Source organism: Moorella sp. E308F (assembly GCF_006538365.1).
In the GTDB taxonomy this organism is placed as follows: Bacteria; Bacillota; DSM-521; order Neomoorellales; family Neomoorellaceae; genus Neomoorella.
In genome coordinates this window covers 227,016-239,864 of sequence record NZ_BJKN01000003.1, presented here as the reverse complement: position 1 = coordinate 239,864, position 12,849 = coordinate 227,016, and the positions used below count along the sequence as shown (strand labels likewise).

The window sequence follows — 12,849 nt, the reverse complement described above, 5'->3', positions numbered from 1 at the left end:
ATAAGATTAACAGGAGGTGGGAAAGTGGGCAAGGCAGTGGCTTTAATTTTAATCGCCCTCATTGGCGGCGGCGCCCTCTATGTCCTTTACCGGGGGGTTATCCTGGCTATCTTCCAGCCCTATTTTAAAACCCGGCAGTAGGTGCCCGGCAGCGGCGCGTGTCCTGGCGCTATATCTTTGTTGCGGTGCAGCCATGGTACCGGGGTGCTGACTTTTATATATTTGTATGCTATACTATATGGTGAAGGGCAACCTTCATCCTTTTCTAAACCTCCCTTTTACTATTCTTCTTTAAGGAGTACCGTGAAGGTATTCCTTTTTTTGCCCTGTATATAGTTCACATGGCACGGTTATAATATTATCCGGAAGGTGAAAGGAATCCTGCCGCCGTTTCGTCAACGAGCGGATAGCCTGACGAGCGAAGAGATTCCCGCCACCTTCCCATTTTTATGCCCCGAAAGCCGCTTTGCCGTTTGGTAGAACCAGTTATTTGGCTCGCCCGGCTTTCTCCCTGCTTTCAGGAAGGAAAACCGGAGGGAACAAAGATCCGGGCATACTGGAGGATGGCAAAACGGTCGGTCATCCCGGCAATATAGTCACAGGCCCGCCGGGCCAGGTCGTCACCGGCGTGGACGGGCGGGGGCAGGGCTTTCGGGTGCTCCAGGTAGTAAAAGTAGAGCTGTTTTAAGAGATTTTTGGCCTTGCCTTCCTCCACCTTGGCCGGGGAGCCGATATAGACATTTTTAAAAAGAAATTCGCGTAATTTATCCGTGGCCTGCTGGACCGCCGGGCTCATGGCAATGCGGCCGTGCTCCCAGCTGTAGCGGATTATATCCGTCACCATGGTGTCGATGCGCTGGCGGTGGGTGCTTCCCAGGATTTTTAAACAATCAGCCGGAAGCTGCTCCGGGGTAATGATGCCGGCCCGCAGGGCATCGTCAATGTCATGGTTAATGTAGGCGATGCGGTCGGCATAACAGATAATCTGGCCTTCCAGGGTCTGGGGTTTGACCGGCCCGGTATGGTGGGCAATGCCGTCCCGGACTTCCCAGGTGAGGTTAAGACCGCGGCCGCCTTCCAGGACTTCTACTACCCTCAGGCTCTGAAGGTTGTGTTTAAAGCCCCCCGGCACTACTTCGTTTAGGGCTTCCTCACCGGAGTGGCCGAAAGGGGTATGGCCCAGGTCGTGGCCCAGGGCAATGGCCTCAGCCAGGTCTTCATTGAGGCGCAGGGCACGGGCAATGGTACGGCTGATCTGGGCTACCTCCAGGGTGTGGGTGAGGCGGGTGCGGTAATGGTCCCCTTCCGGGGCGATAAAAACCTGGGTTTTATGCTTCAGGCGCCGGAAGGCTTTAGAGTGGATAATCCGGTCGCGGTCACGCTGGTATTCGGTACGAATGGGGCAGGGCTCCTCCGGTACTTGACGGCCCCTGGTACGGCTGCTTAAACTCGCCAGGGGACTCAAGATAGCTTCTTCCCGCTTTTCAGCTTCTACCCGCAGGAGCATACCCTCACCCCCTAACCGCGGTGACGGCGTAAGGTCATGGTGGCCGCAGCTACCTCGGCCAGGCGCTTACCCGTGAGGCGGACCCTGGCGACGGCAAAATCGTCGTTCCCGGCCGGGGCCTGGCCGCAGCTGCCCTGATGGCCGCAGTCGGCCTCGAAGAAGCCGTCGCCGACAATCATCATGCCCTGGATAAGCATCATGTCAAAAAGGGCTTTGAGGGTCGTTTCCTGGCCGCCAAAGCGGCTGCCGCCCACAGTAACCCCGGCGCCAACGACGTTATACAGGGCTTTTTCTTTGCGTAAGATACGGCCTTTATCCCAGAAGGCCTTGAGCTGGGCCGAGACACTGCCGAAGTAAACCGGGCTGCCTATGAGGACCCCGTCGGCCCGCCGCAGGAGGTCGAAGGCTTCACCCAGGCGGTTATTGCGGGAACAGGCTCCCTGGCAGGGGCTGCTGCACTGGGTGCAGTAAGGGATTTTCTGGTCGGCAAGGGCATCGGCAATGTGGATAAGGGCCGTCTCCGCCCCGGCGGCAGCGGCCGCCGCCAGCCCTTCCCGCACCAGGAAGGCGGTATTGCCTTCTTTCTTAGGGCTGCCGTTAATACCGACAATTAACATAACCAATTTCCCCTTTGCTGGATATTCCTTGCCTTAGTGTGCTCCTTCAGTTCCACTACCCCGGGCAGTTTATATTTTGTTCGCCGCCAAAGCCCCTTCTCCTGCTTAATCTGGTGCCAAAACTGGAGCCCGGTGTTTGCGGACGGCAATAAAGCCGTCCTGATATATTTAAAGCGGCGCTGGCAGCGCCGCCCGTAACCTGCTACAGGGGTTCAAAGTTCTCTTTGCCCAGGCCGCAGTTAGGGCAGGCCCAGTCCCCCGGCAAGTCTTCAAAGGCCGTCCCCGGGGCAATGCCGCCGGCCGGGTCCCCTTCCTGGGGGTCATAGACATAGCCGCAGGCTAAACAGGACCATTTGGCCATTAGAGGCCCTCCTTTCATATACTCGCAGTCACAGGTAAAAGACCAGCAGGCGCCTTGCCCGGAGTGAACAGGCAACGCCAGGGGCGCCGGCGAGAATTAATATGACTATTATTATTCGCTATCAAGATGGAATTTCCTGCTTCAGTAGCCGCCTAATTGCGGCCCGGGCCAGTTCGTCGCAGCGGTTGTTTTCGGCATTGTCGCTGTGGCCCTTCACCTTTAACCATTCCACCTGGTGCCGGGACGCCAGCTGCAGCAGCTCCCGCCACAGGTCCTGGTTTTCCACCGGTTCTTTTTTGGCCGTCAGCCAGCCGTTCCTCTGCCAGCGATCCAGCCACCCCTGGCGAAAGGCGTTGACGAGATAGGCGCTGTCGCTGTAAAGGAGCACCCGGCAGGGCTCCTTTAGAGCCTTCAAAGCGGCGATGGCCGCGCTGATCTCCATGCGCTGGTTGGTGGTATGGGCCTCGGCCCCGGAAATCTCTTTACGTTTATCGCCGTAGATCAGGACGGCGCCCCATCCCCCGGGGCCGGGGTTGCCGGAACAGGCGCCGTCGGTGTAGATGGTAACTTCTTTCATTGATTATTTCAGCCTCACGGATTACTCCAGCCTCACGGCCGTGCCGGCGGCGGTAACCATAAGCATACCTTCCCTTACTACCTCATAGTCGATGTCGACGCCCACCACGGCATCCCCGCCCAGGCGTCTGGCCTTGTCGGCCATTTCCCTTAAGGCGATTTCCCTGGCCTGGGCCAGCTTTTCTTCATAGGCTCCCGAGCGGCCGCCCACAATATCGGTAATGCTGGCAAAAAGATCGCGGACGATATTGGCTCCCATAATGGCCTCGCCGGCCACTATCCCCAAGTATTCCCGAATCTGGTGACCTTCAATTGTATTTGTTGTCGTAATGATCATAACTGCTTCCTCCCTTCAGGCATTGATATCATTTTACCATATATTGCTTATGGTGTAAGCCGGCAATTTGACTTGTACCTTAGAATACAGTTAAAATTGACAGCGGGTGATGTTTCGTGGAAAAGATCCTGGTCAGTGCCTGCCTGGCGGGCGAGAAGTGTAAATACAGCGGCGGCCACAACCTGGTCCCGGCCATCGCCGAGCTGGTGCGCCGGGGCAAGGCCGTGCCTGCCTGCCCGGAAGCCCTGGGAGGCTTAACCATCCCCCGGTCGCCGGCAGAAATCCGGGGCGGTGACGGGTATGATGTCCTGGCCGGCAGGGCTCGGGTGGTGGATAAAGAGGGCCGGGATGTGACGGCTGCCTTCCTCCGCGGCGCGGCAGCCACCCTGACAAAGGCCCGGGAAATCGGGGCGGAACTGGTGGTGTTAAAAGAAAAGAGCCCCTCGTGCGGCAGCAAATTAATCTATGACGGCACCTTTACCGGCACTACCCGTCCCGGCCCCGGTGTTACAACGGCGCTCCTCCGGGAGCAGGGGTTCAGGGTGATCAGTGAGGGGGAGTTTGCTTCTAAAGTTAAGAAATGCGGTAGTGGGGACATTATTCCATGACTGGTACAGCTTTTTCCTTTACCAGCTCTTAATCAGGAGTTGTTCAAAGGGATAGTGTTTTGTATTTCGCGTAACCAAAACTAGCTTCCTCGAAATGGCCAGAGCAGCGTTAGTTACGTCGGCGATGGATAGAGAGTACCCTTTATGAATAACCTTTAAAGGTAATCTTACAGCTGTCATTTTGGAAACCCTGCCGGAAATACTATCCATGACCTACCACTCCTTTCTTGTATTACATATAGTATAACAACTCACGGGTTAAGGAGCAACGATGGTGTTTTTCATCTCCCGGCGGGAAATACTATCTTTGACCCCGCCTTGGGAGGGCGATACCCATGGGAAGGGCCGAGCGGCTGCCGCTTTTAGAACAGATCGAAGCTGAGCGCCAGGCGGCCATTATCTGCTATTTTACCGGCGACCGGGAAAACCTGGGCACCCGCATAGCTCCCGACGTTATCCGGGTTTTTTACCGCCACCTCCTGGCTCTGGGGCCGCGGCCCCGGCTTGATCTCTTCCTCTATACCCGCGGCGGCGATGTCCTGACCCCCTGGCGCTTGGTGAACCTGCTGCGGGAGTTTACTCCCCACCTTAGCGTCCTGGTGCCCTTCCGCGCCGCCAGCGCCGGCACCCTCCTCTGCCTGGGGGCCGATGAGATTCTCATGGGGCCCCTGGGCGAGCTGGGACCCATCGACCCCAGCGTGGCCAATGCCTTTAACCCGGAGGACCCGGCCAATCCGGTCGCCCGCCTGCCGGTCAGCGTGGAAGACGTCATGGCCTACTTTTCCCTGGCCCGGGAGATTGCCGGCCTGGAAAGTGAAGGGAGCCTGTCTGTGGTATTTAACCGCCTGGTGGACAAAGTTCATCCCCTGGCCCTGGGCAACGTGCACCGCAACTACGCCCTGATCCGCTCTCTGGCCAGGAAGCTGCTGGAGCTGCACATGCCGGTAGATGAGCGCGACCGCGTAGAGGATATCATCAAGAACCTTACGGAGAGGCTCTATGCCCACAACCACATGATCTCCCGGCGGGAGGCCGTAGAGGACATTAAGCTTCATGTCACCCGGCCCTCGCCAGGGCTGGAAATGCTCATGTGGCAGCTCTACCTGGATTATGAAGCTGATTTAAAGCTCCTGGAACCCTTTAACCCGGCCGCCCTCTTAAAACCCCAGGAATACTCGGTGGAGTTTGAGGCCACCGGCGGCATTATTGAAAGTATCCCCTGCCTGGATGCCTTCGTTTTTAACGGCACCATCACCAGGGAAAGCCAGCCCCGGGAAGGAGCACCGCCGGTCAACGTCACCTTTTCCCGCCAGGGCTGGCGCCAGCTGATTTGAAAGGAAGTGTAAAGAAGAGGCAATGGCCGGACTAGATTCCTTAACTTCCCCGGAGCCCATCCGGGCCCGCCCCAATATCCGCTTCATTCCGGCCCGCAATCCCTACCGCGCCCTGACGACCTCTTCAGCTTACCCGGCCGCCTTCGGGGCTCCTGCCGGAGACAGCTACCTGGTCGTCCGGGACGACCAGGAAAACAGCAGCAGCTGGCCTTTTTAGACCAGCTGCTGCTGTTTTTATAATGTGAGAAGTGAGAGTTGGGACGTGGGAGCTGCGGTAGACGTACCGGCCGCCATCAGGCAGGGAAGCTTTGCCTTCAATTTCCAGGGCCTGCTGGCGGATCTCTACCCGGACATCTTCCGGCCGGGTTCCGGGGACGGCAAAGGGGTTTTATGCTTTGGAAGCATGATTTATAATTGAAGGGGTAGGTGGTATACTAGCATGGCTGGCTGCCAGGCCTGTGTTTTAACCTGCATGGATTTCCGCATTCAGGCTGCTGTTGCTGATTGGTTGCGGGAAAAAGGGTTGACCGGGAAGTATGATTATCTGTCCCTTCCCGGCGCCAGCCGCAATTTCCTCAGTGAGGGTAAAATAAATCTGGTCGAGGATTCTTACCGGCTCCATCACATAAAAGAAGTATATTTAATTCACCATGAAGACTGCGGCGCTTACAATTTGGGCCACCTGCCCGTAGAAGAGCAGCTGGCCCGCCAGCGCCGGGATATGGAAGCGGCTGCCAGGATATTAAAAGAACGCCACCCGGAACTGAAAGTATACCTTGCCTTTCTCTACCTGGACGGCCGTATGGTGGAATTGGACGGGTGACACTCCACCTGGGCCAGTTTCTCATAAAAGCGGATGATGGCGCCATGGTCGGCATCACCCAGGCCGTCGACCTTGAGGGCCTGGAGGATTTCCATGACTGCCGCGGTCAGGGGCAGGGGTACTCCGACCTCGTGCCCGGCAGCCAGGGCGTTGGCCAGGTCTTTGATGTGCAGGTTGATCCGGAAACCGGGATTAAATTTTCTTGCCATTACCAGGGGGGCTTTGGCATCCAGGACGGTACTCCCCGCCAGCCCGCCGCGGATAGCCTGGTAGACGAGGTCCGGGTCCACTCCGGCTTTGGTGGCCAGGACCAGGGCCTCGGACATGGCGGCAATGTTCAGGGCAACAATGATCTGGTTGGCCAGTTTGGTTACATTACCGGCGCCGATATCGCCGACCCTTACCACCGAGGCCCCCATGGCCTTTAAAATATCATAGCATTCATCAAAATCTTCCTGCCGTCCTCCCACCATAATCGACAAAGTGCCGTCTATGGCTTTCGGCTCGCCCCCGCTGACCGGTGCATCCAGCATCCTTATGCCTTTTTCCTTTAACCTGGCGGCAATTTCCCTGGTAACCATGGGGTCTATGGAGCTCATATCGATAAGGATAGAACCCGGCCGCGCGCTTTCGATTATCCCGTTGTCTCCCAGGGCCACTTCCTTTACCTGGGGCGAATTAGGGAGCATGGTAATAAATTTGTCGCAGCGTTCAGCTACCTCCCGGGGAGAACCGGCGGGTTCCGCCCCGGCTGCAACTACCTCGGCGACGGCCTCTTCAACGATGTCATAAACAACCAGCTGGTAGCCTGCCCTGATGAGGTTTTTGCTCATGGGCTTGCCCATTATACCGAGACCAATAAACCCGATTTTGCTCATTACTCTCTACCCCTTTTTTCAAAAATTTACTCCAAGTTGTACCCATAAGCTGTGATCCAGCCTAAAGAATTTAGAGTATCCGGCTCGGGAATATATTCCAGGGATACGTAGCCTTCATACCCCAGGTTATCAATTTCTCGCAGCAAGAATGGATAATTTATTTCGCCGGTACCGGGTTGATGCCTGCCGGGATTGTCGGCTATCTGGATGTGTCCTACCCTTTGAATGTTTTCGCGCAAGGTAACCGTTAAATTACCTTCTTCCTTCTGAGCATGGTAAAGGTCATATTGCAGGTAGACATTGGGCATGTTTACTTCATTGATCAGTTGCAGGGCCTGGCGCGTGGTATTAAGGAAAAAGCCTGGAACGTCATAATGATTGATGGGTTCTATCATCAGCTTTAAATCGTTTCCGGCCAGGGCCTGCGCTGCATAGCGGACGTTTTCTATCAGCGTCTGCCAGTGCTCTTCCCGGGAAAAAGCCTGGTTCATTTTGCCTGCCAGGCAGTTCAAACGCGGGACATTGAGTTGGTCGGCCCACTCGACTGCCTGCCTGACGCCGGCGCGGAACTCTTCCTTGCGCCCGGGGTCGGCGGCAATGCCCCGCTCCCCGGCTGCCCAATCGCCGGCGGGAAGGTTGAAAAGTACCGCCTGGAGGTTATTTTCGATAAGTAAACTTTTGATGTCGTTTATGGCATATTCATAGGGGAAAAGGAACTCCACCGCTCTAAACCCGGCTTTACGGGCAGCATTAAAGCGTTCCAGGAAGGGCAGTTCGGTAAACAGCATCGTTAAATTGGCGGCGAACTTCGGCATAAAAACATTCCTCCTGTGCAAAGTAACTTTTACAATATAACGGCCGGTGTACCCGTATTATTTCCCGGACGATCACCTCCCGGCTGTTTATTATTCGTATTCCTGGATGGCGTCAATGCTGGTACCCATGGAGCAAAGTGTTGTTCTCTCTACAATTATATCAAGCACATAAGGTATGTCGGCGTGCATTGCCCTTTCCAGCGCCGGTTTTATCTCCTCCGGTCGCGTTACCCTCTCTCCCCTGGCACCGTATCCTTCCGCAACCCGGACAAAATCTATTTTCCCGTCGCCGTACCACAGGTCTACGGCATATTCATAGCCATAATTCTGGGCCTGGTTCTGGCGGATAAGGCCCAGGTAGCCGTTGTTCACTATTACGACTATAATTGGAACACCATACTGGCAGGCCATGGCCAGGGCTTCGCCCTGAAAGGTAAAGCCGCCGTCACCTACGATGGCACAAACCCGGGCATCAGGATTCGCTATTTTGGCACCTACGGCCGCCGGGATTTCATAACCCAGCGTCCCCGCTCCCCCCGAGGGGAGGTAGTACCTGGGCCGCCATATTTTCTGGAATTGCCCCGACCATATCTGAACAACGCCGCAGCCGACCGTAAAAATCGTGTCTTCGCCCAACAATTCGTTTATTTCGTGAAACACCCTCTGAGGCTTAATGGGAACATTATCGAATTGCAGCCGGCGCTCGGTTTGTGCCCTGAGCTCCGGTATCCCGGCTACCCAGCCCCGGGGAATTCTTTTCCTGGTTTTCGCTTTCGCAACTTCCAGCAGCGCCGCCAGTGCCAACCTGGCATCTGCGACTATGCCCAGATCGGTGCTGACGATGCGCCCTATCTGGGTTGGTTCTATATCGATATGGATAAACTTTCGCCCCCGGGTATAGATATCAACGTTACCTGTATGCCGGTCATTAAACCTGCACCCGATGCCCAAAACCAGGTCAGATTCCAGGAAGGCTTTGTTGCCGAACGGTGTATTGCACTGGATCCCTACCTGGCCGCAGTAAAGAGGGTGGTCCGGAGGCATGCTGCCCTTGCCCATATAGGTAGTTACAACTGGCAAAGAAAGGTACTCGGCTAACTCTAAAAGCTCCCTGGTAGCTCCTGCTATGATCACCCCGCCGCCGGCAAGGATAATGGGGGATTTGCTGGCTAAAATCATCTCTACAGCCTTTTCAATCTGTCTGGGATGCGGTTTAGGCTTATCCCATGGCAGGGGAGCGTCCAGCTCCGGATCATATGGTATATCAGTTGTCTGAACATCCAGGGGTAAGTCGATAAGGACAGGACCCGGCCTACCCGACCTGGCGACGCGGAAAGCCTCTCTGATGATACCCGGCGCCCTGGCCGGTTCGGTAATGCACCAGGCGCCTTTAACATAAGGCCGTACCGTACTTACTATATCGACGCACTGGAAAGCCTCTTTACCAAGCTGGGAACGGGTATTCTGGCCGGTGATCGCCACCATGGGTATGGAATCTATTTGTGCGTTGTACAGCCCTGTAACCAGGTTGGTCGCCCCGGGTCCTGAGGTAACAATACAGCAGGCGATCTTCCCGCTGGCCCTGGTGTAGCCGTCGGCGGCATGGGCTGCACCCTCTTCATGTCTTGCCGTGTAATGCCTTATTTTTTCAGACCGGGCCAAATACTTATACACCGGCGTAATGCTGGCACCCGGTATCCCAAAAGCGGCCTCAACGCCTTCGCTTTCCAATATTTTTATGAGAACTTCAGCCACAAGCATTACACTTACCCCCCATCCGTATACTACCCTCTTGAGCCTCTATTTTAAATGGTATACCATAAAAAATAAAGGCTTTGGCCGCCAAAAGTCATCCTGGCCGTTTGAAAGCGTGCCTGGCTTGCTTTAAGCGGCAGGAAGGGAACGGAGGGGTATAAGGAATACAATTTATCCTCAAAATCCGTCTTTTCATCGCCCCGGTCAGACCGGTTAGTTGTTAAAATTTGCACATTATGGGTTACTTTTTCACGCATGTGTTCAAGAATGGTTGACAATATTTACCATATGCATTCATAAAATTTAGATGGAATGGATAAAGATTTAGCGGCAATGCTGGACCCTTTAAATCCTGGGGGTACTGGCTGTTTTAACGGCAGCCCTTAAACCTTTAGTTATAAAAACCATTCTGGTAGGCGGGCGGGCGCTGGAATTTTACACTTTAGGTAGATATGCAACCAAAGACATGGACCTGGTCATCAACGGCAGGGAGCAGGCCAGGGCTGTTCTTGCAAGAATGGGTTTTTACACCGGCCCGGTGAGCGGCACTGGTATCACGAAGAGCTGGACCTGGCACTGGAAATACCCGACGAATACCTGGACGGTTCTTTAGATAAGTTGACGACGGTGGAAATAAACGGCCTGGAGGTTTATATAATCGGGGTAGAAGACTTGATAATTGACCGGTTAGCAGCAGCAGAATTCTGGAAGAGCCCTGCCGACGCTTTTTCTAAACCTGGCCAAGAATTTTTTCAAATTCCTCCAGGGAATTCACCTTGAGGCTCATTTTGAATAATGACTTCAGTGCAGCCGAATCATCTATTTCCTCCAGCTTCTTGCCAATACCAGATCGCAGGACGCCAAAACGTTCTTCCAGGACCTCAAGGATACTATCCCTTAATGCCTCAATCCTGCCCTTTTCCAGGCCCTTTACCAATCCTTTTTCGAGGCCTCTTTCCAGCCCTCTTTCCAGGCCTTCTGCTAAACCTTTTTCCATGCCATCCCTAAGGCCTTTTTGTAAGCCTTCATTATACCATTCCTGGACAAAGCTGGATTCTTTGAGCAGCATTTTAAATTCCTCCCGGAAGATATTGAGCAAAATTTCCCTATCAAAATAACGTTCCGCGACTGATATGGCTACCGACAGGCTGTCGGCTCGCCGTTTGATGTCTTTTTCCTCAAGAATCAATTTCCTGGTATACTCAAGAAGAGCCAGGTCTCTATTAACTGGAATTTCAGGTGCAGGATCTCACCAACCGTTATTACCTTAGGCATTGATTTTTGGTTTTTATGGCGCCTGCCGCCTTCTCCTAGATTTTTGATTAAACGCTTGTAGTTAAAATAGTAGCTGCTACAAAGAGTATTTGTAGCCGGACTTTAGCCAGACCGAAGGAGCGGGCTTTACGGACCCCCATGGAGCACCATCTAGGCTTGCTTTCGTTCTATGGCCGGACGATGCCGGCGGTATTCGCCTTTTAGAGAAGTCAAAGGCTTTGAGCTCATTGGTTTTGTGGTTGCGGCGTACTTTTACGGCTTGATGCCCGGGCAGACAGGGCAGGTTTGGACTTTTAGGTCTATCTAGAAATCGCTCTTTTTGAGAAATCCTTTGGGGGTTTCTGGCTTCGACCACCGGGGATATTACTTCAACGTTTCTATGTCTTGACTGACGGGGCCGGTACCGTAGCAGCTATCTACCAGCATGCCACATCTTCATTCCTCACTTCTTGCGGGTATTTATTTTATCCAGTATTACGGCAATCATAATGATTAAACCCATGGTAATGGATTGCCAATAGGAAGATATGCGCAGCAGGCTTAAACCGTTATTAATCACACCAATAGTCATAATACCGATAATGGTTTTGCCAATACCGCCTTTACCTCCCGAAAGACTGGTACCTCCCAGAACAACCGCTGCAATAGCATTTAATTCATAGCCGCTGGCAGCAGCTGGTTGCCCTGTTGCTAAACGCGATGCCAGAACAACTCCGCCCAGGGAAGAAAGGACGCCACTGATTACATAAACAATAAACTTCACCCGAGCAACATTAATACCGCATAATTTAGCAACTTCTTCGTTGCTACCAATGGCATAAATATAACGTCCAAAACAGGTTTTTGATAAGACAATATGGGCTATAGCCAGACAAAAAATCATAATCAACACGATAACCGGGATAGGGCCAATATATCCCTGCCCAATCCAGTTAAAACTTTGAGGGAGGCCAAAAATAGGTTTACTCTGGGTGTAAACGAAAGCAAACCCCCTTGCTATACTCAACATAGCAAGCGTAATGCCAGCACCATCCTTAAGCAACAATTACCTGGATGCCCCGTCGGGTGAGTTCTTCTATAAAGTCACGAGGAGCATTACTGTCGGTAATTAGAGTATTAACTGCAGAAATAGGTGCAAAGCGTGATAAAGTTACCCGGCCAATTTTTGAATGATCGGCCAGTACTATCACCTGGTCAGCAGCAGCAACCATTAAGCTATTTGTATGGGCCTCGGTCATATTGGGTGTTGTAAGGCCATGCTCGATACTTATGCCATTAACACCCAAAAAAGCCTTCTGGACATGGATTTCACGCAGTACTCTTTCAGTGAGGGAACCCACCATGGCATAAGATTTAGTACGCATATTCCCACCTGTTAGCACAAGGTTGATGCCCTCACTATGCGCCAGTTCCATAGCAATATTGACAGTATTGGTTACAACAGTAAGGTTATGGCGATCTTTTAGTAGTTGAGCTAGGGCAGTAATGGTAGTACCTGCATTAAGTAGAATAGTATCCCCATCTACAATAAGCTCAGCAGCTTTACGGGCAATTGCTAACTTTTCAGCCGGAAATTTATTGACTTTCTCTATGAATGAAGGTTCTTCAGCACTTCCGCCACGAACAGGTACCGCCCCTCCATGGGTGCGGGTGAGGAGGCCCTCTTTTTCCAGGCTGCTAAGATCCCGGCGGATGGTCATTGGCGATACGCCCAGTTCCCGGCTGAGCTCGCTTACGCTTAAGGGCATGCCTGAGTTAATTTTATCGATAATGATTTTACGGCGCTGGATGGAAATCATAAAGCCTCCATGATGTGCTATTTTGTTTGATATCGTTCTTTTGTTATAACATATTCGCCAAACTTCGAACATCTCCTGCTGGTTCATAAAATTTTTTTTAAAAAATTTAGGCTCAGGCTAAGGTGCGAAAAAAGGCTGCCGACCGGTGTAAAGTCAGCAGCCTG

The 12,849-nt window shown here is 53.3% G+C and carries 17 protein-coding genes; 6 read left to right on the top strand and 11 right to left on the bottom strand.

Annotated features, from left to right (window positions below; translation table 11 throughout):
• Nucleotides 1–517: 517 nt before the first annotated feature.
• From E308F_RS13890 to E308F_RS13870, 5 genes are all read right to left on the bottom strand, one after another.
• A complete protein-coding gene (locus tag E308F_RS13890; RefSeq protein WP_141265512.1) occupies nt 518–1,507 on the bottom strand; it encodes a deoxyguanosinetriphosphate triphosphohydrolase in 990 nt (329 codons plus the stop codon).
• Nucleotides 1,508–1,518: 11 nt separating this feature from the next.
• On the bottom strand, nt 1,519–2,124 hold the full coding sequence (locus E308F_RS13885) for a flavodoxin family protein (RefSeq protein ID WP_141265511.1): 606 nt from the start codon (nt 2,122–2,124) through the stop codon (nt 1,519–1,521).
• Nucleotides 2,125–2,326: 202 nt separating this feature from the next.
• Entirely contained in the window at nt 2,327–2,485 is a 159-nt protein-coding gene (gene rd, locus E308F_RS13880) for a rubredoxin (RefSeq protein WP_141265510.1), read from the bottom strand.
• 121 nt (nt 2,486–2,606) lie between these two features.
• Entirely contained in the window at nt 2,607–3,062 is a 456-nt protein-coding gene (gene rnhA, locus E308F_RS13875; protein ID WP_141265509.1) for a ribonuclease HI, read from the bottom strand.
• 21 nt (nt 3,063–3,083) lie between these two features.
• The gene (locus E308F_RS13870) at nt 3,084–3,398 is read right to left on the bottom strand and encodes a YbjQ family protein (RefSeq protein WP_141265508.1); all 315 of its coding nucleotides are present in this window, start codon (nt 3,396–3,398) and stop codon (nt 3,084–3,086) included.
• 116 nt (nt 3,399–3,514) lie between these two features.
• Here E308F_RS13870 and E308F_RS13865 point away from each other — a divergent pair, with 116 nt between their 5' ends.
• From E308F_RS13865 to E308F_RS13845, 5 genes are all read left to right on the top strand, one after another.
• The gene (locus tag E308F_RS13865) at nt 3,515–4,006 is read left to right on the top strand and encodes a DUF523 domain-containing protein (RefSeq protein ID WP_141265507.1); all 492 of its coding nucleotides are present in this window, start codon (nt 3,515–3,517) and stop codon (nt 4,004–4,006) included.
• Nucleotides 4,007–4,341: 335 nt separating this feature from the next.
• Nucleotides 4,342–5,340: an SDH family Clp fold serine proteinase gene (locus E308F_RS13855; protein WP_141265505.1), complete on the top strand. Its 999-nt coding sequence runs from the start codon at nt 4,342–4,344 to the stop codon at nt 5,338–5,340.
• Between the two features lie 22 nt (nt 5,341–5,362).
• Complete coding sequence (locus E308F_RS13850) at nt 5,363–5,557, top strand: hypothetical protein (protein WP_141265504.1); 195 nt, start codon at nt 5,363–5,365, stop codon at nt 5,555–5,557.
• Nucleotides 5,558–5,602: 45 nt separating this feature from the next.
• Nucleotides 5,603–5,758, top strand: a complete 156-nt coding sequence (locus E308F_RS15975; RefSeq protein ID WP_172613959.1) for a hypothetical protein — start codon at nt 5,603–5,605, stop codon at nt 5,756–5,758.
• 21 nt (nt 5,759–5,779) lie between these two features.
• Nucleotides 5,780–6,163 (top strand): carbonic anhydrase, encoded by a 384-nt coding sequence (locus tag E308F_RS13845; protein ID WP_141265503.1) that lies wholly within the window; start codon nt 5,780–5,782, stop codon nt 6,161–6,163.
• Here E308F_RS13845 and garR read toward each other — a convergent pair.
• From garR to ilvB, 3 genes are all read right to left on the bottom strand, one after another.
• Nucleotides 6,127–7,041: a 2-hydroxy-3-oxopropionate reductase gene (garR, locus tag E308F_RS13840; protein WP_141265502.1), complete on the bottom strand. Its 915-nt coding sequence runs from the start codon at nt 7,039–7,041 to the stop codon at nt 6,127–6,129. The genes E308F_RS13845 and garR overlap by 37 nt on opposite strands.
• 26 nt (nt 7,042–7,067) lie before the next feature.
• A complete protein-coding gene (hyi, locus tag E308F_RS13835; protein ID WP_141265501.1) occupies nt 7,068–7,856 on the bottom strand; it encodes a hydroxypyruvate isomerase in 789 nt (262 codons plus the stop codon).
• Between the two features lie 90 nt (nt 7,857–7,946).
• Nucleotides 7,947–9,617, bottom strand: a complete 1,671-nt coding sequence (ilvB, locus tag E308F_RS13830; protein ID WP_141265500.1) for a biosynthetic-type acetolactate synthase large subunit — start codon at nt 9,615–9,617, stop codon at nt 7,947–7,949.
• Between the two features lie 460 nt (nt 9,618–10,077).
• On the opposite strand from ilvB, the gene E308F_RS16315 reads away from it, so the two are divergent.
• A complete protein-coding gene (locus E308F_RS16315; RefSeq protein ID WP_216363815.1) occupies nt 10,078–10,224 on the top strand; it encodes a hypothetical protein in 147 nt (48 codons plus the stop codon).
• Nucleotides 10,225–10,341: 117 nt separating this feature from the next.
• Here E308F_RS16315 and E308F_RS16310 read toward each other — a convergent pair whose 3' ends face one another.
• From E308F_RS16310 to E308F_RS13815, 3 genes are all read right to left on the bottom strand, one after another.
• Entirely contained in the window at nt 10,342–10,800 is a 459-nt protein-coding gene (locus E308F_RS16310) for a hypothetical protein (protein WP_216363816.1), read from the bottom strand.
• 528 nt (nt 10,801–11,328) lie between these two features.
• Nucleotides 11,329–11,931, bottom strand: coding sequence for an ABC transporter permease (locus E308F_RS13820; protein ID WP_253256387.1), 603 nt, complete (start codon nt 11,929–11,931; stop codon nt 11,329–11,331).
• The gene (locus tag E308F_RS13815) at nt 11,921–12,772 is read right to left on the bottom strand and encodes a DeoR/GlpR family DNA-binding transcription regulator (protein WP_172613406.1); all 852 of its coding nucleotides are present in this window, start codon (nt 12,770–12,772) and stop codon (nt 11,921–11,923) included. Before E308F_RS13815 ends, E308F_RS13820 begins: the two co-directional genes overlap by 11 nt.
• Nucleotides 12,773–12,849 lie beyond the last annotated feature (77 nt).